Origin of the sequence: Acinetobacter sp. WU_MDCI_Abxb74 (genome assembly GCF_025513915.1) — a bacterium.
In the GTDB taxonomy this organism is placed as follows: domain Bacteria; phylum Pseudomonadota; class Gammaproteobacteria; order Pseudomonadales; family Moraxellaceae; genus Acinetobacter; species Acinetobacter calcoaceticus_C.
This window is the reverse complement of the sequence record NZ_JAHPRP010000010.1, coordinates 85,678-105,755: the sequence shown is the minus strand read 5'-3', so window position 1 is coordinate 105,755 and position 20,078 is coordinate 85,678. Positions and strand designations below refer to the sequence as shown.

The window sequence follows — 20,078 nt, the reverse complement described above, 5'->3', positions numbered from 1 at the left end:
GGAATCCATACATTGAAAATTTATGAAAAGCCTTCATAAAGAATCATTTAGTGTGTTGTATATAGAGAGTGCAAAGAATGGGCGGACAATATTCAAATGGTCTTATGATTGAACAGTTACAAGATGGATTTTTATTGTTAATTAACAATAAAAACCTTTTTGATTTTTTGTGGGTGAAGTTTGCTACAGATTTCGGGCATGAGCGTTTTATGACAAACGTATCTGGTCATTCTCCAGATTATAGAATTCATATTCAAGGCTTAGATGCGCATGTATTAGAGCAGGATTTAAAATTTATCCCCGCTGATTCTCTAAATCAATACGTTTAGACACTCATTTAGATTACAACAAAAACCACATCTTCGGATGTGGTTTTTTTTTATGCCTTAAAAATATAGGAGCAAACTATGGGACAAGCCATAACGAGCCAGCAGCAGCCTTTAATAGGTCCACCTGTTCGAGCAAAAAACTATTCACGTCATAACAGACGGAGTAATAAAGCCAAACGATTGGTAGAAACCAAACAAATGAGCCGTGAACAATGGCTTCAAATACGAAAACAGGGGATTGGTAGTAGTGATGCAGCAACAGCCTGTGGGCTGAATCCGCACATGTCGATGCTGGAGCTATGGATGATTAAAACTGGTCGAATGCAGCAAGGCATTGAAGATGAAAGTGCGGGTTATGCACCTTTGTACTGGGGCAAACGGCTGGAACCTTTGGTTGCTGAATACTACAGCATGCATACCAACCATAAAGTCCGTCGGGTCAATGCTGTGTTGCAACATCCTGATGAGGATAAGGCATTTATGCTTGCCAACCTTGACTATTCCATTGTTGGAAGTGATGAAGTACAGGTACTGGAGTGCAAATCAGTGGGTGAATATGGGGCTCGACTCTGGCGGGATGGTGTTCCACTTTATGTACTTTGTCAGGTACAGCATCAACTTGCCGTAACTGGTAAACAGGCAGCACATGTCTGTGTATTGATCTGTGGACATGAAACCCGAATCTATAAAGTGACCCGTAGCGAGAGTGTGATTGAACACATTGTACGGGCGGAACGGCATTTCTGGAGATGTGTGGAAATGGATATCCCTCCGGCAGTGGATGCATCGGAGTCAGCAGGCAAAGCATTACAAGCGCTTTACCCTGAGCAGACTCCGTTACTGACAGAAGACTTCACTGACAATGAAGCCGCCAATCAACTGTTTAATGAACTACTGGAAGAGAAGCGCAAGATTGAAACCCATCAACAACTGTTTGATGAGCTGAAACACCGCTTACAAATTTTGATGAAGGATGCGGAACGGGTAGTTTTTATAGGGGGGGCGATCACATGGAAGAAGACACAGGATTCAATCAGCCTAGACAGTAAAGCCTTACTCAAACAACACCCTGAGTATTTACAGCAATTCTCACAAACCAAGGTTGGTACAAGGCGGTTTCAGATTTATCCAAATGGATATTGAGGGATGCTTCCCGAAGCTCATACATGCAAGTGTTATTTCACTTGCATGTAGAATAGATATTTATTTCTATTGTTGCTGTTGCTGTTGCTGTTGCTGTTGCTGTTGCTGTTGCTGTTGCTGTTGCTGTCTAACAAGAATCACATTGAGATCATGCCAGTGGGACCAGTCATAGAGTATTTTTATAATGGTCACCAAACAGAATCCGATAGCAATAAGAATAAAGATATTCCACATGTTCTCGGTTAGACCTAGATTGAGAAACGGCTCCTTTTCGAAATTGAGTAGAAATGGCCAGATGCACATTGAGAGTATAAGTAAGATATTAACTCCTATAATTTGGACTCTCTTGCCTAGGGTGGAATGGATATTAATGATCTTACCGGATGCATCACGAGAAACAGTAAAGCCTGCTCGATTCCATGCGAAAGTCCAGTATTTCATTTCAAAGTCATCGGCATCAGATGTTTCCAGAAAATATTCTAGCTCTTCAATTTTTGCATTTTTTGCACCGCTTAAAGTGGCTGCTGCACTATTTAATAGAATTTGTTTGACCTTCTCTGGCTCGTTAAGGTCTTTGATTTTTTTACGATCATCAAAGAATTTGTTCAGACGTTCGTATCTTTTGGCATTGAATGTTTGGTTGTAGGTTGGAGTAATAAATTCTCTTAGTTTTTCAAAGAAGTTGAAGTCAATTCCCATAATCTATCCATTGTTATTTATTCTAAAGTAATAAAAGTCATATCAATAAGTTAACCACCAAATGAAGAGTGGCTTGTATCTGTCATGATCAATCGCAATTAATGAAGTCTTTAAAACCGTATAGTTGACCTATTTTAATATTGTACTCATGCTTATTTATTCTCTTCAGAATTTTACCCGGAGGCAAAATTCCGAATATCAAAAATTATTGGGCTTCTTTAATGTTAACTATTTTACCTTTTACCAGTTCAATGAACCCTTCTTGGCCTTTGGTATGAATAGAAACACCATTCTCTCCTTCGAGTAGAACACCACTTGCCGCATGACCATTTTTAAGAGCATAACTGTTGCCTTTACTATCTTCCAATGTTGCGGTTTCAAAATTATCAGTGGTTTTAAGCGTAAAGATTTGCTTGTCTTCAGTCAGGTATTTTACGGTTTTTTCAGTAGATTCATTAGCCTGTGCTGCTACTGGTGTGCTTGCTGCTGTATCAGCCGCAGGAGCTTTTTCTTTTGCATTACATCCCGCTAAAACAGTGGCTGTCAGAATTGTTGAAATTAGGAGTAATTTTTTCATATTCGGTCCTATGTGGTTTTTAGATAAGTAATTTGTATTGCTACAAATCGGAAGATTGGTAATATTTATCATATTTATTTAAAAATGTGGTATAGGTTGTATTTTTGTACTATTTTTAACAATAGTGCCTTTTGTTTTCGGTATATTTAATGATATCGGCTGGGTTTAGATCGTTTAAAAGCATAAATGGAATGGGTCAGCCGATACCTTATTCACTTTACTTTTATGGGTAATTCTTTACCCATCCCTATGGCTTCTCCCTTTGGTGATCATTTTTACAAACGTTGTCCGCAAGGGGAGAAGCCGACCTAAATCAGTTATCTCTTAATAACCTCTATAACGTATATCGTTCAGTAAAACCTGAGCGGATAGAGAGCTCACTAAACCGTATACAAAGTTTAAGATATTCCGAATGGAATTGAATCCCGTAGCAAAAATGCTGCGGGATTTTTTTATGGTTAAAAATTATCAAATAGCAAGCAGAGGTGATTCTCAATGATTAAAGGTTTAGCAATTACACCGCCGATACTCGGACGTATCAGTATTGGTAGAATCGTAGAAAAGAACGGTAAACGAATCCCTGAAAAAGATGACCAGTTCACGATTACCAGTCAAATCCAAAGTAAGGATGGTTGGGTGAAGCATCCAATGGATGAAACACTGCGTGCAAAAGCCGGTAATAATAAACTTCGTAGCATTCCAGTCAGGATGATTTTCAATGATCCTGAACTAAATTTGAGAGCAGAATACACTTTATTTGATCGACAGACCGGACGCCCTGTTTGTATCGGGAACGGCGAAACATGTCAGCGATCAGGAAATAAGGGAATTGAACAGCATTCATGTCCTTCACCAAGTCTATGCCCGTTGGCACAAGGTGGTTTATGTAAACCCTATGGCAGACTTTACGTTAATTTAGATGATGCAGATGAGCTTGGTACATTTATCTTTAGAACCACAGGCTTTAATAGTATTCGAACATTGGCTGCACGACTGGCTTATTACCATGCTGCATCAGGCCAGCTACTTTCATGCCTACCATTGCAATTGACCTTGCGGGGTAAAAGCACCACGCAAAGTTATCGAACTCCAATCTATTATGTGGATTTAACCTTAAGAGATGGAACAAGCTTACAAGATGCGATTACTACAGCGAAGGAAATTGAAGAGCAGAGTAAACAATCGGGTTTTTATCAGGAAGCTTTAGATCAGATGGCACGACAAGGCTATGCCAATGCCAAGTTTGAGGGAGATGTTGAGGAGGGCTTGGACGTAGTTGATGAGTTCTATAATAGTGATGGACAATCGAATCAGCCGCAGACTGAAGCATCACCTTCAAATGTAACAATTCTGCAAAAGGGATTGGCTCAGAGCGTCAAGGTAGTTAATTGATGTGTACTGAGTGTAAGTTTTTCTTTTAATGTACTTCTAAATTGAAAAAAATTATTGAGATAAGAACAATATTTTTAATATATAAAAAGGGTATTGACTAAACGTCAATACCCTTTTTCGTATTTATTTTTCTGCCAAGTGCATGGTCTGTTTAAGTTGTTTACGGTTGAAACCTAAAAACTCAATTACCTTCCTAAACAATGCCGGTGCTTTCGCAATCGGAGTATTTATTTTAGGTACAACGGTCATATCTCTACGTCGTTCTATGCCTTCAACTACGCCCGAAACAACTTCTTCAATAGATACATATTTCCAAATGCCAGAGTTACCTTTCCACACAGCTTTACCTGCTGGGTCATTTTGAATATTGTCCATCATTGGGGTCTTAAAGAAGGTCGGGTGAAGGCTACCAACGCCAATATTTAAATATTTTAATTCTAAACGAAGGCTATCGCATAAAGCCCAAACACCTGCTTTACTCGAAGTATAGTGAGTGTTTAATGGGGAGTGGACGAAAGCTGCCATTGAGGAAACAGCCAGTAAATATCCCTGAGTTTGCTTCACATATGGTATAGCTGCACGGAAAGTTCGAAATACTCCAGTAAGGTTAATATCGATCGTTTGCTCAAAAGTTTCTGGTGCCATATGTTCTAGTGCTTCAGTTGAAGCTATGCCTGCATTTGCAATCACTACATCAATTTTACCGAAGTGTTGAGCTGCATTTGCCATAGCACTTTCTAGGCTTTCCAAAGAACGTACATCGGCTACCCAACCTATGGCAATGCTTTCTCCACCTAGCTGTTTGGCCTGATTTTCAACTTTGTTAGGGTCTAAATCAAGTAATGCTAGTTTTGCACCTTTGGCTTGTAATGCTTGAGCAATCGCAAGTCCTAGGCCACCTGTTGAACCTGTAATCACTACAACTTTATCTTTTAATTCGTATTTAGACATTTTGAAACTCCTTTAACTTAAGCTTGAGCCACGGGAACAGTGCGTTTAAGAAAGTCGATCTGATCACTAACGACACGCTCGAAAGCCTCTCCAACATAAATTTCAAAATGACCATCGGCGTAGTGCTTAATTTCATGACGAGGAGTATGACTAGCATGACGTAATGTTGTTTTGGAGGGAGCCACAGAGTCGGTATCGCATATGCAAAACAGTACTGGTGCTTGAATACGAGATGTCTTACGACCAGGGTAATAACGTATGATGTCGAGTACAAAACGTGCAGCCACATAGTTTGGAATATTTGATCCTGAAGGCATGAGTGCGAGATATCCTGAATAGGCGTCAGGCGCATTCATCAATGCTGTATGTCCCGATGGCGCAGCAAGAGGCACCATGACTGGCTTTGTACCGAGTATTGAACCAACTTTGTCTCTTAACGCGAGTCCTGTGAGTTTTAGAGTAGTTATTGGGTTCATTGCCATGCTAGATGAGAAACCATCGGTGAAGGGGCATTGTGATATAACAGCAGCGAGTCGGTTATCGTCAGCAGCTATCGTCAACACATGACCTCCACCGAACGAAGTTCCCCAGATAACAACGCGGTTTGGATCAATTTTGTCTAGACTACGTGCATAGGCAATAGCAGCTTTCCAGTCTTCAAGCTGACTTTGTATGTCTAGTAATTGCCGAGGTTGTCCTTCGCTATCACCAAAATAGCGATAATCAAACACTAAACAAGCATAACCCTGTGCCACAAATCGCTCTGCAAAAGCTGTTAAACGCATTCTTCGAGTACCGCCAAGTCCATGTGCCATCACAATAATTGGTGTAGTTGCCTCAGTCGCTGGACGATATAAATATGCACTGCATTTCGCGCCGTTTGAATCAAACTGAATATCCAGTGGCGCTTGTTGCACATTCTTTAGATTTTTATTCATCGTATTTTTCTCAATATTTGCTATAACGCTATCATCTGAAAAATAATGAGGTAGGGCTTGATGAAATCCGCCATATTGCTTGACACTTTGCGCCAAAATTTAGATTAATCAGGTGTTGTTAGTCATTTGCTTTTGCTTAAAAGCTTTAAGTACACTAGTTGATATTTGACGCCAAACTAGAACTATACGAAATGAATGAATTAAATAAGTCGTTGTATAGAAGAAGGATTCCTGAGACCTATGTTCAGTTATTATTTGAATATCTTGAAAAGCTAGGACATGACCCAGAAAAGGTTCTTGGTGAACCTTGGCCTAAAGCAGATTCAAGTTATTTGGAAGGCGTAGATATTGATCATTGGGAACATCTTCTTGTTAGCGCTAAAGATTATTTAAATGACCCCTTAATTGGCTTACATGTGGGCCAAACTATTACAGCTCAGCATTTAGGCGTTTTAGGTTCTGTATTTCTTGCCTGTGAAAATTTAGGAGCTGTTTTAGAAAGATTTAAAAAGTATCAAAGGCTTGTTTATGATGTTTATCCGGTTGCTCTTCAAATTCATACCGAATATGTAGAACTTTCATGGGATACACAAGGTGAACAAGTGGGTCGTTTATCGGATGAAACGGGACGAACAGTTATAATTCAATTTTGTCGCAGTTTGATCCGCGGAAAAGAAAAATTAAAGACTGTACATTTTGTTCATGAACAACCTGAAAATGTTAAGCCCTATGAAGATTATTTTGGTTGTCCTGTGCTTTTTGAACAACCTGTGGCACTCATGCGCTTTGAGAGGGATTTTTTAGGTTTACCCCTAAAAAACTCCGATGCAGCATTAGTTGCGATATTGGAAAAACATGCCGACAAGTTGCTGGCGAGCCTGTCACATATTGATGAAATTACAGATCAAGTCCGTAAACACATTGCTTATCTACTTTATCAAGGGGAACCAAATATTGAACAGCTTGCAGAGCGATTAAATTATTCACGTAGAACCTTACAACGCCGTTTAACCGAGGCGGGTACGAACTTTCGAAAAGAATTAAATATTGTCCGTTACGAATTGGCAAAGTCGTATTTAAAAGATCCAAGACTACAAATTGTAGAAATAGCACTATTGTTAGGGTATGCAGAGCACAGCCCATTTACACGGGCTTATAAAGAGTGGTCGGGTAAAACGCCACAACAAGATCGTGAAAAAATTAATATATTTCAATAGATTATTTTTTCAGTGAGCGTAGGATTTATTTTTAAAACTATAAATATAGAAGTATATGGATATCTTAAGGCAAACGATATGGAAGGGAATTGATAAATAGACAAGTTATTATTAGGTGGCAAGACATGATTATACCAATGCCAAGTTCGAAATGGATGGTGAGGAGGGGATGGATGTGGTTGAGGAGTTTTATCATAGTGATGAACAATCAAATGAGGCTCAGGCTGACACTTTACATTCAAATGTAAGATCACTACAAAAGGGATTGGCACAGAGTGTTAGGGCTGTGAATTAAGGAGAGGAGCCTTCGGGCTCTTCAAGCCTGCGTTCTTTTTATTTTTATTCTTGAATGGAATATTTTAATTTTATATTTTTAATAAGTTTAATTTAACAATCTGACTAATTTGAAGCTGAAAAACCTTTCATATTTTTCTTTTTTGCTACATTTTTCCCAACGTAACCTTTTTTACTCTAAAAAATATAGATGCGCTAAGTCGAGTTTAAAAACAGAACCCGAAGAAAAGATGTTCATCACATTAGTGGGTGTAGTACTTATATGTTAAAAATATTAAACAAAGTTTACTATTGAAAAGATATTCTAATTAGTTATAAATAAGTTAATGATTTAAAAGTATTAATGTGCTTATCAAGAAATAATATGAGGAAATCATAAAAACAACCATCATAGTTAATATGTTTTATCAGGAATTTTCATTTAAGTTTATAATAATTAAGTAAATTTTTTATTTTATTTGAAGTTTGTTACGTTTTTATGAATTTGTTTAACCCCCCTAAAAAGGTTAAAAATGTTTATTTTCGCTTTGGAGAACACCGTTTTGTATTATTAGCAGTTTTTGTGTTTGCTGCGAGCAAGCAGGAATGGTCTGAAAGTGATATCAAGAAAGTAGTAGAAGAAGCTTGTAGAAAGGACTATAGCCATTTAGTTAGTACTCTTAAAGAGCATTCAATCGCATGATCAATGTACCAAATACGTTTAATTTTGGACAAAAACAGAAGTAGTGATCATTAGGGGATTTAGGTTGTATTTCCTAAGATAAGTTTGAACTGTTATTATTTAATATAGCTTTACAATTGTTTTTGTTAATAAGGTTTATCTAAAACACTATGTTTTTATATATTGTATTTTTTTTGATAAATCATTATATTACGCCTTGCTAGGCAGTAATGTTTAGTATTTCAGGTTTAAGTGGTTTTCACGATACCCATTTCATATTTTGGAATGGGTTTTTTTATTATTTAATGGAAATGTCATTAAGTTTATTTTGTGATTCGAGTCTCAAAAACATCTTAAAGTGAATAAAGTTACTTTTTGTCTTGACTTGAGGAATCCGATTAAAATACATTCGTAATGTATTTACTAACAACTATATAAAATAAAGCAAATTGCTTAAAACCTGAAATACAGTAAAAGGCCTACTTAAAAAGTAGGTCTTTTGCTATATATTTATAACAAAGCTTGTTTAATTTTATTTAGTCTAGGAAGCTGCATTATTTTTTCAAGTTCAATCAATGTCTGAATAAAGTCCCATGTTTTCTCAGGTTTAATAGGGGCTTTTTCACAAACAGAACTATTGATGATGCCATCTAGAAGGGAGATAAATAGATGAGTTAAAGCGATAGGGTCCTTTATTTCCAATTCTTTTAATATAGACATTGTGAGTTCAAATAACCAATTTCGATACTCATCCAGTACAACTTGAATGGATAGATATAAATCTCCAACATCCATACGAGCCTTATGAAATGGACATCCTCTGGCATCATTTTGATTTACCCAGTCGATGTACCAAAGATAAAGTTGTTCTAGTTTTTCTAAAGGTGTTTTCCGTTCTGAGATATGTTCTTCCACAGCAATCTGGATATCGAGTTTTAATTCTTTCAAGCAGGCAAATACCAGTTCTTCTTTAGATGCGAAATTCTTATAAAAGGTCGCTTTGGCAATATCTGATTCTGCAATAATACGGTCAACTCCCACAGCGATATAGCTTTCCTGAATAAAGAGTTGTGTTGCTGTAGTTAGAATAATTTCTCTCTTTGATTGTTTTTTTTTAAATTTTATTTCTGCATTCATAATGGGTTAGTGCAATGTGCTGAATAATTAAGCTTGTTATTTTAGTGTATAGATAGGGTGTTGGACTAGTCATCAGGGGGGAGATTGATATAAAAAATAGACAGAACTGTAAGTATTTAATAGAATGCGTCCGATTATGATCTAAATTTATAAAAACGTAATGTTTAATAATATTTCTAAAGTTTTAGAGAGTTTGGGTTTCCTCTCTCAGCATCGTTCGGTGCATCTCCAATTTTCTGATGCATCCTTGAATAGTCAGGTTTTTTTACAACGCATAGACGGGCAACATTATCTTAATCAGGGCATGACAGCCGAGCTGATCTGTTTATCAACCGATGCCCATATTTCACTCAAGACATTTATTGGGGTACAGGTTGCTATTGATCAGGTGACAGATCAGGGTCAACTGTTCCGTACTACAGGGATTATTACGGGTGCATCACAAGGGCAAAGTGACGGCGCGTTAACCGTATATAAACTTCATGTAAATGATTCAACTTATCTCTGGCATAAACGCAGAAACAGCCGTGTGTTTATGAACAAGAGCGTGCGAGAAATTACTGAGATTCTGTTTCAGGAATGGCAGGGAAAAAGCCCGCTATTTGCTTCGAGTCTGACTTTAGATTTAAGCGGATTGAAACAGACATACGATATCCGTCCTTTCATTATGCAGTTAAATGAAAGTGACCATGACTTCTTAACTCGCTTATGGCGTAGTGAAGGCATAAACTGGTTGATTGATGAAGCTGAGCTGACTGTACCGAGCAATACAGATCATATTCAGCCACAAAAGTTACGTCTGATTGATGACAATAGCCAATATCAGGCATTGGCAAGAAGAACCATTCGTTACCATCGAAGTCATGCAACAGAACAGTTTGATAGCATGACCAGTCTGATTGCTGGACGTCGTTTGCAGCCGACTTCTGTTTTTGTGCAGCGCTGGCAGTCGGATCTATTACAGCAAACAGATGGGGCAGGTAGTGTACAAAGTACCCATCAGCATAGTGCCAACTATGATAATCAAAGTTTAAGTCTTGAAGATGCTTGGCACTTCAGTCCGGCATGGATGCAGGATTTAAACGGCGAAGATGGGGCAACCTCAGCAAGTAATCAACAACTGGAAAAATTTAACCAGAACTTAAGCGCTTACCATGATGCCCAATCCAAGCAGTTTGTTGCTCAAACCACAGTACGGGATACACAAGTTGGTTACTGGTTTGAACTGAATGAACACCCTGAAATTGATATGCATAGTGGGGCAGATAAAGAGTTTCTGATCATTGGTAAGCATTACTACAACCAGAATAACTTACCGAAAGACTTAAACCAGCAAATACAAACTTTAATTACACAAAGCGATTGGCAAGCTAGTCAGACAGATGAACGCCAAGGCAATCAACTGATTTTACAACGTCGCCATATCAAGACAGTTCCTGAATACCAGCCCTTACAAGATCGCCCTCAAGCCTCTGTACAACGTGCCCGTGTAGTCGGACCTGAAGGTGAAAGTATCTATGTCGATCAGTGGGGACGCATTAAAGTTCGTTTCTTGTTTACCCGAGCTAATGACCATAGTCATGATGGAGGCGCGGGGAGTAACGACAACGATACTGATTCGGCTTGGGTTGATGTTGTAACCCCGTGGGCTGGAAAAGGGTATGGTGCACGCTTCTTACCACGTGTGGGTGAGATCGTTGTGATTGATTTCTTTGACGGTAATATTGATCGTCCGTTTGTAATAGGTCGCATTCACGAAGCTGAACGTTATCCAACGCAGTTTGATCGGAAAGGGCAACTCCCCGACACCAAAAAACTCAGCGGTATCCGCTCGGAAGAAGTGGATGGTAAAGGCTTTAACCAGCTACGTTTTGATGATACGACTGGGCAAATCAGTGCCCAGCTACAAAGTAGTCATGCAGCAAGCCAACTCAACTTAGGCAACTTAAGCCATCCAAAAGATAAGGCCGAGAGTGATGGTCGTGGAGAGGGCTTTGAACTCAGAACTGACCAGTGGGGTGCGGTTAGAGCAGGTAAAGGTTTACTTGTTAGTACCCATAAACAGGATCAAGCTCAAGGTGTTCATCTTGATGCAAATGAGGCCAAGCAACAAATAGAAGGTGGCCTCAACAATGCCAAGGCACTGAGTGAAGTTGCTAAAAACCAGCAAACTGATCCATTGGAAGTGCTTGAGAACTTAAAAAACTTCATCGAACAAATTGAAGAAAAAGATCAAGAAAAGGCTGCTGCATTCAAGCAAGCCTTGATGATATTAACTGCACCAAACAGTATCGCTCTCGCTAGTAATGAAGACATTCACCTCAGCGCAGATGCTCAGTTAAGTCAAAATGCTGGAGATAGTATTAGCCTAAGCACTCAAAAGAACCTGATTGCCCATGCCCAGAACAAAATTAGCCTGTTTGCCGCTCAACAGGGAGCACGGCTCTATGCAGGCAAAGGTAAAGTTGAGATACAAGCGCAAGGCGATGGAGCAGATTTAATTGCCCGTAAAGGTATCCAGATTACTTCTACAGAAGACCGCATTGAAATCAGTGCATCTAAAGAAATCGTTATTACGGCGGGCGGATCTCAAATCAAGATTAATGGCTCGGGAATTTTCCCTGTCACTGGTGGTAAGTTTGAAGTGAAGGCTGGGCAGCATGTGTTTATGGGAGGGGCAAAGGCGAACTATGCTTTGCCTTCTTTACCAACACAAGAAATCAAGACTGATGACTTAGTGCTGGAATATTTACATAGTGATGGCACACCAGTTAAAGGTGCTGATTATGAGGTTCTATTATCCGATGGTTCTATCCGTAAAGGAAAATTAGATGCTTCGGGTAAGGCTATTGTGAGTGGTGTACCCGCTGGACGAGCCAAAATCCAATATGGGGAAGACCAAAGTAAAGATGAGTTTCCAGCTTTAGAAGTAGATGACTGGTTTACTCAACTTGGAAACAGTGCAAAGACTGGAAAAGAGGAATAAAGAATTATGCCAAATCCTCAAAATCAACAATTCTGGTCAAAGATCGCAGAACGGCCTAAGGAAATACAACAGGAGTTCTGGTATGGTGCTGAAAAATTAGCAAAGTATCTCAATGATAACCCAGCTATGTATAAAGGTTATATGACCTATGATACGAGTAAGCCTGATCCTAATTTGTCATGGTGGGAAAAGATATTATTTTACAGCGGGCAGGCTCATTACAATGAGGCGGTGACCCACTATAACACCGGTAAAGTAATCGCTGATCAAGGGAGCTGGTTGTGGGGCATGCTCAAAGGTGACTTTAATAAAGACCCTTCAATGTCTCAGATTATTGTTGGTGGACTTATTAGTCTTATACCTGTAGCTGATCAGGTGTGTGATATCCGTGATTTGATTGCAAACTTTATCACCTTATCGGATGAGAAAGCCCGAACGAAAGATAACTATATGGCACTGGCTCTCACAAGTGTAGGGATCATTCCTGAAGTTGGTTCGGCAATCAAAACTGTTGTGAAATCGAGTCGTGCGAAAGATGTCAGTAAGGTCAAGTTATTTAAGTTCATGGAGTATTTTGAGGAGGCTTTAACAAAGCTCAAAATTAAATGTCCATGGGGTAAGGCACCTGAGGCATGGTTAAGGTCTCGACCATGGAAAGGCATAGCGACACAAGCTTTTAATGCTTTAAAAAATAACATTAACCGAATCCTATCTGTCATTAATAAGTGTTTGATAAGATTCAATGGTGCATTGAAAGCTACCTTAGCAAAATTTCAGGCAACCCTAAGCCATGTTTTAAGCACCATCAAAAAGTATATTGATCAGTTGTGTGATGAAGTGGATAAGGCAATTGGTCGTTTATTACCTCAACAGCCATTAGCAATGGCACATGCTGGTGGGGGCGGTAAGAATGCCCCTACAGGACGTTATGAGGCCAATGTTAGTTCCGGTAAAAAAACTGAAGCTAGTCATCGTCAAAAGAAAGAAACACCTCCACCACCAAGGAAAATGAAACCAAAGCATGTGGTTGAACCTTGTTTGGAACCGAAAAAAGGGTTGAAGAATAGTTGGGGTAAAAAGACTGGTAAATCTCAGGCTGAACTAGATGCCGAGTTTGATCGTCAGCTTAAGCGGCAAGAGGAAGGGCTTAACCGTCTGACGGTTGAGGAGTATCAACAGAACAGACAACTTTATGAAAAGTATAAGCGGGCTGGAACAGGTACTCAGCAACAAAGAATCCGAGAAGATATGCAACGACAGTTAGAGGAATCTGAATATAAAAAATTAAAAACAGAGCAACCTCAATTATCGAAAGGCCAAATAGAAAGAATGGCTGAAAATAATGCTAAAAAAACGTTAGAAGGATTAGATGTCTTACATAATCCAGATATGCAATTGGGTGGTTTTGATGTCAAATATGATCCTAAAAAGCCCCCTACACTAGATGATTTTGGGCATAGTGGCGTAAATCGTTCTATTGGTTCTCAAATGGCCGCAAAGAAGCGTCTTGCCAATATGGATGCGGCGGCAGCTCAAGCTAAAGCAAAAGGAATGGGGAAAGATGCTATGGATGTTGAATTGAAGCGTTGTAAGTAATAGAGGGTAGTAAGATGAACCAAGAAGATATTGATTACTTTTATGAGAAATATGGTCAGCCAATTAATAAAGTTGAAGTGACAGAGGACATCATAAAAAAATATTGGGGTAAACTGCCTGAAAGTATTTTAGAACAATGGCGTTTATTTGGTTTTGCTGGTTATTTGAATGGTTTGTACTGGATTACTAACCCAGACGATTACGCTGAAGTGATTTATGACTGGTTAGAGGAGACACCATTACCTGATGATGATGCCTATCATGTTTTAGCACGTTCTGCATTTGGTGAGCTGTTAATTTGGGGCGAACGTAATTATGGTAGATACTACATTAAAACAATGGAAGGTATCTTACATGACAATGGAGAACAGTTAGAAAGTGCTGAGTTTTATGGTAGTGATTTTTTCTTTTTACCTAAAAAAAATTATCTAGATTACACAGACAAAAATGGCAATAAACTATTTGATCAAGCTGTAAAAAAACTAGGGGTTTTAAAAGCAGATGAAATGTATGCCTTTGAGCCTGCTTTGGCATTGGGTGGGGTAGAGTCACTATCATATCTGACAAAAGTAAATCTTCCTGTTCACATGAAGCTATTAAAACAGGTGACTCCATTAAGACTGAGAACATTTGAGGACCTTTCGGCTGCTCTATATGGTACATCGTATAGTGTGGACGATTTAACAAGTGGACAAAATGCTGAGTCACAATATCAAGAATCTGTTCAAGCTGGAGAAATTTGTCCTAGAACTGGTTACTGGACAACGCCTGCACAACCAGATACACGACTTTATTTTACGCAAGGTACGGTATTGCCAATACTTTCAGAAACAGATTGGGGGGAAGTGTACTGGTATTGGGATGGTGAATAGTCTAAGTGACTTTATTTTTCAATAAAGCTTTAGCTATAGGGTTTCAAATTTTTAAGATCAAAAATCGAGACTAATATTTAATAATAAAAAACCCCTGCTTGATCAGGGGCTTTTTATTTAGTTACGTGAGAATTTAATGATTTCAGCAGCTTTGTTTGATGGTAAGTTTTCAGATTTACTTAATTTGACAGTAGCAGACTTTATATTGATTATTTGACCAAAATCATCATCTAGGAAGCCTTTAGGTAATCCAGCTAACAGTTCTAAATGTTTTTTAAGGCCAAACTTATCAATAATATTAGCTTTGTCGAATCCTCCTTGTTCAAGTAGCATCTTGATTGTGTTTTTAAGGAGGTTAGGTTCTTCAGGGGCAGTTTCGATATCATAAGGTTCTGATTTTGTATAACCTCGATAACGATAACTTCTCCAAAGCTTAGAATACTGATCCTCAGAAATAATATTCAGATCCTTTGCTTTATATATCATTGCTGCCAACGAAATACCCCAACGTTTTTTTAATAACATCAAGGATTCTAGCGAAATACGACTTCTCGTTTCTGCAATAAATGCTTTCGTTGGAAATAAAAAACAATTGGCGAAATAATGAGCCTGTTTTTCCAGTTTATCGAACCAATTCTTTTTATCTTCCTCCGTTAGATATTTGTGCATTACGATATGTCCTAACTCATGTGCTAAATCAAACCTACTTCTAAAGTAGTTATGTTTATCGGCAGCAATAAAGATATAAGGCTTATCATTTATCCAAGCGGATGTACCATCCATCTCTTCATAACCAATCTCAAATCTAGCAACTACAATACCAGCACGTTCAACTCGTTTCATTAAATTTGGAATAGGAGAGGACCCTAAGCCCCAATGAACACGTAATTTCTCTGCTAATAACTGAATTTTTCCTTCATCTAATGATAGTGATTCTTCTCTGGATAGAGGTTCAATCAAATCAATTTTAGGGAAAGAAATCCACTCATCTGCAATTGCATGTACTTCAGCTAAATTCATTAGCATTGCATTTGATCTGAAACACGGGGCTTTAAGCACACGTTTTTTTGCACGATTTAAAAATAGAGGATTACCGTAGTTAGGAACTTTACGAATAAACCAATGCAAAGGAATACCCAAAGCCTCAGCTAGGTTACTTAGTACCTCTGGTTGAGGGCTATGAGTACCATCTTCCCACTTTGTAACAGTAGATGGTGCTACATCAATCATTGTTGCCAAAGCAGTTTTACTTAAGTCATCGTACATTTGACGGGCAAGTTTCAACCTTTCTGGTTCGAACTTATCTATACCCAACATCGTCTGTACCTCCAATATTTACTCACCTGAAGCGCGAGAATCATCATCAGCTTGTTCAAGGCGCTTCTTGATCGCGAGTATAGGTTCTTCTGCAACATCCGTCATCGGTTCTAGGGCAGATTTTTTAAGTTCAGCTAGACTAAAATGTAGAATAGGTCTGTTTTCAATTGGATGTGGAATTATGAAATCGAGATCAAGTAATTCAAAATCAGAATTCCAATAACTTGTTACGCAAACAAATAGTAAGTCATCAAGCTCTACTTCTTCATTGAGTATCGCTTTAATCAACAGATCACTTTGATGGTCTTTAATTAGACCAATATTTGATCTGGATTGTTCAATATAAAAATTAGCATTCTTAGTATTCTTTGAGTCTCTTCTCATTATAACAACATGACAAGAGTTAGTGGTCATTTGTACAAATTGATGCCCTTTGGGTTTTGTATCTTGAAGTGTGGCTTTGTGGCCAGACTCTATCGCTGTGGAGTTAAGAGCATCCATTATCAAGCCCGGTTCATATTTTGGACTTTCTTGTTTCGCAAGCTCTGGAGAGTCAAAGATTTCCTGAATAAAGAAATCTTTTTCTAATAATTTGTTTTTTATAGAGAATTCTAGGTTATCTAAAAAAGTATTGCCGAACTCATGTGCGATTCGGCTTTGAATGTGTGGGCGAAGTTCGTTAATATCCATAAGTGTAAGGCTCAGATTGCTTTGTCAAAATGTACCATATTTTTTTCGTATTATGTATATAATTTGGGTTTTTATTAAAAATGTCTTGTTAACTTAAAAAAAGATCAGCCTCTTAGCTGATCTGAAAAGGGCCTTTCAAACTGGACTAAAAACCATTGGATACCAACGCATAGAGGCGTATTTCTTAAATTCTTTTGCAATAGGAAAGTCCAGAAATACGCCATCGCCCGTGTAGAGTAATGGTTCACAAGGTGCAAATTTAAGTTTATTTTCTTTAATCAATGTGTTGATTGCTTCAATAAATTCCATTGTCAAATTAGGCCAGAATAATAAATTAAAACTTTCCTGCCCAAAAAGTTCATTCCCCTTTATTTCAGGAAATTCATTCTGTAATTCCACAAATGAGACATGACCATTCATTTTTTTAATGAATGTTAAAATTTTTTCTTTCATATTTGATAATTTAAGTAGTTTTGGCATTTGAGTCTAAAAAGTTATTTGGCTATGTGCAATATTGATTAAGGGCTCTTCGGAGAGAATCATTGGTTAAACATATTGAGTCGTGGGATTGGATGCTTCTTAGATGACTTTTATTTCTGAAACATGTGGACAAGTCTGGAGTTGTCCACAAAGTCGATAAAACAATTTATAAATCTGCTACAATTGTGCCAATTTAAATTTTCTCTCGCGCCATTTACTGTCACCTTTTGAAGTGTGTACAAATTGGTGTACAAATTGTAGATACTATTCATGTTTAAAGACGAATTAGCTAAGCAAGTAAAGGTTCGTAGGACTTTTGCCATCATTTCCCACCCCGATGCCGGTAAAACCACCATGACAGAGAAATTACTGTTATGGGGTAAAGCAATTCAGGTTGCAGGGATGGTAAAAAGCCGTAAATCTGACCGCGCAGCTACATCTGACTGGATGGAAATGGAAAAAGAGCGTGGAATTTCTATTACCACGTCTGTTATGCAGTTCCCATATAAAGGTCATACCATTAACTTACTCGATACACCGGGACATGAAGATTTCTCGGAAGATACGTATCGTACCTTAACCGCAGTTGACTCAGCGTTAATGGTAATTGATGGTGCAAAAGGTGTCGAAGAACGTACCATCAAATTGATGGAAGTGTGTCGTATGCGTGATACGCCTATCATTTCATTCGTAAACAAGATGGACCGTGAGATTCGTGAACCACTTGAGTTACTTGATGAAATTGAAAATGTCCTCAATATCCGCTGTGTACCTATTACATGGCCATTAGGAATGGGCCGTGATTTTGCTGGTGTATACAACATTATTGAAAATAAATTGTATGTCTATAAAGCAGGTTTTGGTTCAACCATTACAGATATTGAAGTACGTGATGGCTATGATCATGCTGATATTCGTGAAAAAGTAGGTGATTTGGCTTGGGCATCTTTTGAAGAGTCGCTTGAGCTCGTACAAATGGCGAATGAGCCATTAGACCGCGAACTTTTCTTACAAGGTAAACAAACTCCGGTTCTATTTGGTACGGCATTAGGTAACTTTGGTGTTGACCATGTACTAGATGCTTTCATGGGCTGGGCACCTGAACCTAAAGCGCACCCTACACAAGAGCGTGTGGTTGACGCGAAAGAAGAAGGTTTTTCTGGTTTTGTATTTAAAATTCAAGCCAACATGGATCCGAAACACCGTGACCGTATTGCCTTCATGCGTATTTGCTCTGGTAAATATGAAAAAGGTTTAAAGATGAACCACGTGCGTCTTGGTAAAGATGTCCGCATTAGTGATGCTTTGACATTCCTTGCTGGTGAGCGTGAACATTTAGAAGAAGCGTGGCCGGGTGATATTATTGGTTTACATAACCATGGCACGATTCAAATTGGTGATACTTTCACAAGTGGTGAAAATCTGCACTTCACAGGTATTCCTCACTTTGCGCCAGAGATGTTCCGTCGTGTGCGTTTAAGAGATCCATTAAAGTCAAAACAATTGCAAAAAGGTTTGAAAGAGTTGTCTGAAGAAGGGGCGACTCAGGTATTTATGCCGCAAATCAGCAATGACTTGATTGTTGGGGCGGTAGGTGTGCTCCAGTTTGACGTGGTTGCGTATCGTTTGAAAGAAGAATATAAGGTTGACTGTGTTTATGAGCCTGTAAGCGTTAACACCGTTCGCTGGATTCATTGTGATGACGAAAAAATTCTGAATGAATTTAAGAAGAAAGCACATGACCAACTTTCTATCGATGGTGGTGGACATTTAACTTATCTTGCGCCAAGCCGAGTGAACTTGCAGATTATGCAAGAGCGTTGGCCTGATATTCAGTTCCGTAACACACGTGAACACTGATCATTTTAATGTGACAAACAGCTTCGAATAGAAGCTGTTTTGTTTTGAAAAATAAAAAAGGATGATGAAATGAACTTGAGTAAAAAGACAATTATTGCGCTGGTGGTTGCAGTCATAATATTAATTTCTGCTATTTCTATTTTTGTCTGGAAAAGTTCTCAGTCTTCATCCTCTTCTCAAACGAAACTAGCGGGTACCCAAACTCAAAATATTGAAAAAGCTGAAGTACTGCCATTTCTCAACTTACAACAAGTAAAAGCCGATTATGCTTTGCCATTTTGTGAGAAGAAAAATTGTATTGATGTTGATATTCAAACGATAAAGACTCAAGACGCATGGATAAATGACTGGATCGCGAAAAGTCAGACAAAAGTGATTCAAGATCAAATTGATTTGAAAAAAGACTTAAGCTTGCAGCAGGCGATTAATGCCTATGTAAAAAAGTCTGATGAATGGCAAGATAAATATTCAGAGAATCGAGCTTATGAATTGCATCTTCATACACGTATTGCTTCGCAGCGTAATCAATATGTTTTATTGCAATTGGGGCTTGATACCAAGCAAGAAGAGCTCACGATTAAAGATCGTTATTACTTTTTCGTGGCCGACCGAAAATTGCATAAAAGTTTAAGTTTGTTAGATGTTTTAAAAAAAGATCAGCAAACAGCTATGCATCAAATGGTGCAGGTAGCCTATCAAGACTGGTTAAAAAAGCAGACTGTTGAAATAAAAAAAGAAGCACCAAAAACTTTATATTGGGGGCAAGCTGATTGGTTCTTTGATGGTGAAGGCATTGGACTGCATTATCAGGCAAACCAAATTACTAAAGAGGCACCACAGCTCGATATTTATTTATCTACAGAACAAACAAAAAAAATATTACAACCCGAGGTTTATGAACAAATGTTTTAAGATGGTAGCAGAATTTGCAACCTCTAT

At 38.4% G+C, this 20,078-nt stretch carries 18 protein-coding genes; 10 read left to right on the top strand and 8 right to left on the bottom strand.

Going from position 1 to position 20,078, the window contains the following annotated elements; all coding sequences use genetic code 11:
- The first annotated feature begins 77 nt into the window (after positions 1-77).
- Positions 78-329 carry a hypothetical protein gene (locus KTH84_RS15530; protein WP_151801749.1) on the top strand — a complete coding sequence of 84 codons (252 nt, stop codon included), beginning with the start codon at positions 78-80 and terminating at the stop codon, positions 327-329.
- Positions 330-407: 78 nt separating this feature from the next.
- On the top strand, positions 408-1,472 hold the full coding sequence (locus tag KTH84_RS15525; protein ID WP_151801748.1) for a YqaJ viral recombinase family protein: 1,065 nt from the start codon (positions 408-410) through the stop codon (positions 1,470-1,472).
- Positions 1,473-1,538: 66 nt separating this feature from the next.
- Here the strand turns inward: KTH84_RS15525 and KTH84_RS15520 are convergent, their stop codons facing one another.
- A complete protein-coding gene (locus KTH84_RS15520; RefSeq protein ID WP_262474027.1) occupies positions 1,539-2,171 on the bottom strand; it encodes a hypothetical protein in 633 nt (210 codons plus the stop codon).
- A 205-nt stretch (positions 2,172-2,376) separates the two neighbouring features.
- On the bottom strand, positions 2,377-2,748 hold the full coding sequence (locus KTH84_RS15515; RefSeq protein WP_151801747.1) for an NADPH-dependent 7-cyano-7-deazaguanine reductase: 372 nt from the start codon (positions 2,746-2,748) through the stop codon (positions 2,377-2,379).
- A 495-nt stretch (positions 2,749-3,243) separates the two neighbouring features.
- Between KTH84_RS15515 and KTH84_RS15510 the strand changes: the two genes are divergently transcribed.
- Positions 3,244-4,140 carry a hydrolase or metal-binding protein gene (locus tag KTH84_RS15510; protein WP_151801746.1) on the top strand — a complete coding sequence of 299 codons (897 nt, stop codon included), beginning with the start codon at positions 3,244-3,246 and terminating at the stop codon, positions 4,138-4,140.
- Positions 4,141-4,263: 123 nt separating this feature from the next.
- Here the strand turns inward: KTH84_RS15510 and KTH84_RS15505 are convergent, their stop codons facing one another.
- Together KTH84_RS15505 and KTH84_RS15500 are read right to left on the bottom strand one after the other, a co-directional pair.
- Positions 4,264-5,091 (bottom strand): SDR family NAD(P)-dependent oxidoreductase, encoded by an 828-nt coding sequence (locus tag KTH84_RS15505; RefSeq protein WP_151801745.1) that lies wholly within the window; start codon positions 5,089-5,091, stop codon positions 4,264-4,266.
- 17 nt (positions 5,092-5,108) lie between these two features.
- Positions 5,109-6,029 (bottom strand): alpha/beta hydrolase, encoded by a 921-nt coding sequence (locus tag KTH84_RS15500; RefSeq protein ID WP_151801744.1) that lies wholly within the window; start codon positions 6,027-6,029, stop codon positions 5,109-5,111.
- Positions 6,030-6,220: 191 nt separating this feature from the next.
- Between KTH84_RS15500 and KTH84_RS15495 the strand changes: the two genes are divergently transcribed.
- Both KTH84_RS15495 and KTH84_RS15490 read left to right on the top strand, forming a co-directional pair.
- Entirely contained in the window at positions 6,221-7,246 is a 1,026-nt protein-coding gene (locus KTH84_RS15495; RefSeq protein ID WP_151801743.1) for an AraC family transcriptional regulator, read from the top strand.
- A 115-nt stretch (positions 7,247-7,361) separates the two neighbouring features.
- On the top strand, positions 7,362-7,541 hold the full coding sequence (locus KTH84_RS15490) for a hypothetical protein (protein WP_151801742.1): 180 nt from the start codon (positions 7,362-7,364) through the stop codon (positions 7,539-7,541).
- A gap of 1,170 nt (positions 7,542-8,711) precedes the next feature.
- Here KTH84_RS15490 and KTH84_RS15485 read toward each other — a convergent pair.
- Positions 8,712-9,338: a TetR/AcrR family transcriptional regulator gene (locus KTH84_RS15485; RefSeq protein ID WP_151801740.1), complete on the bottom strand. Its 627-nt coding sequence runs from the start codon at positions 9,336-9,338 to the stop codon at positions 8,712-8,714.
- A 160-nt stretch (positions 9,339-9,498) separates the two neighbouring features.
- Here KTH84_RS15485 and KTH84_RS15480 point away from each other — a divergent pair, with 160 nt between their 5' ends.
- Genes KTH84_RS15480 through KTH84_RS15470 form a run of 3 tightly spaced genes read left to right on the top strand, consistent with a single transcriptional unit; the run spans position 9,499 to position 14,792 of the window.
- Positions 9,499-12,324 (top strand): DUF2345 domain-containing protein, encoded by a 2,826-nt coding sequence (locus tag KTH84_RS15480; protein ID WP_151801739.1) that lies wholly within the window; start codon positions 9,499-9,501, stop codon positions 12,322-12,324.
- 6 nt (positions 12,325-12,330) lie between these two features.
- Positions 12,331-13,920: a type VI secretion system effector DNase TafE gene (gene tafE, locus KTH84_RS15475; protein WP_151801738.1), complete on the top strand. Its 1,590-nt coding sequence runs from the start codon at positions 12,331-12,333 to the stop codon at positions 13,918-13,920.
- Positions 13,921-13,934: 14 nt separating this feature from the next.
- On the top strand, positions 13,935-14,792 hold the full coding sequence (locus tag KTH84_RS15470) for a type VI secretion system immunity protein, TaeI family (protein ID WP_151801737.1): 858 nt from the start codon (positions 13,935-13,937) through the stop codon (positions 14,790-14,792).
- A gap of 117 nt (positions 14,793-14,909) precedes the next feature.
- Here the strand turns inward: KTH84_RS15470 and KTH84_RS15465 are convergent, their stop codons facing one another.
- The 3 genes from KTH84_RS15465 to KTH84_RS15455 all read right to left on the bottom strand — a co-directional run bounded on the left by KTH84_RS15465 (position 14,910) and on the right by KTH84_RS15455 (position 17,279).
- Positions 14,910-16,109 carry a helix-turn-helix domain-containing protein gene (locus KTH84_RS15465; protein WP_151801736.1) on the bottom strand — a complete coding sequence of 400 codons (1,200 nt, stop codon included), beginning with the start codon at positions 16,107-16,109 and terminating at the stop codon, positions 14,910-14,912.
- Positions 16,110-16,127: 18 nt separating this feature from the next.
- The gene (locus KTH84_RS15460; RefSeq protein ID WP_114149805.1) at positions 16,128-16,799 is read right to left on the bottom strand and encodes a hypothetical protein; all 672 of its coding nucleotides are present in this window, start codon (positions 16,797-16,799) and stop codon (positions 16,128-16,130) included.
- Positions 16,800-16,934: 135 nt separating this feature from the next.
- The gene (locus KTH84_RS15455; RefSeq protein ID WP_228270244.1) at positions 16,935-17,279 is read right to left on the bottom strand and encodes a hypothetical protein; all 345 of its coding nucleotides are present in this window, start codon (positions 17,277-17,279) and stop codon (positions 16,935-16,937) included.
- Positions 17,280-17,549: 270 nt separating this feature from the next.
- On the opposite strand from KTH84_RS15455, the gene KTH84_RS15450 reads away from it, so the two are divergent.
- Positions 17,550-19,139, top strand: a complete 1,590-nt coding sequence (locus KTH84_RS15450) for a peptide chain release factor 3 (RefSeq protein ID WP_209831598.1) — start codon at positions 17,550-17,552, stop codon at positions 19,137-19,139.
- 69 nt (positions 19,140-19,208) lie between these two features.
- Positions 19,209-20,051 (top strand): hypothetical protein, encoded by an 843-nt coding sequence (locus KTH84_RS15445; protein WP_262474019.1) that lies wholly within the window; start codon positions 19,209-19,211, stop codon positions 20,049-20,051.
- Positions 20,052-20,078 lie beyond the last annotated feature (27 nt).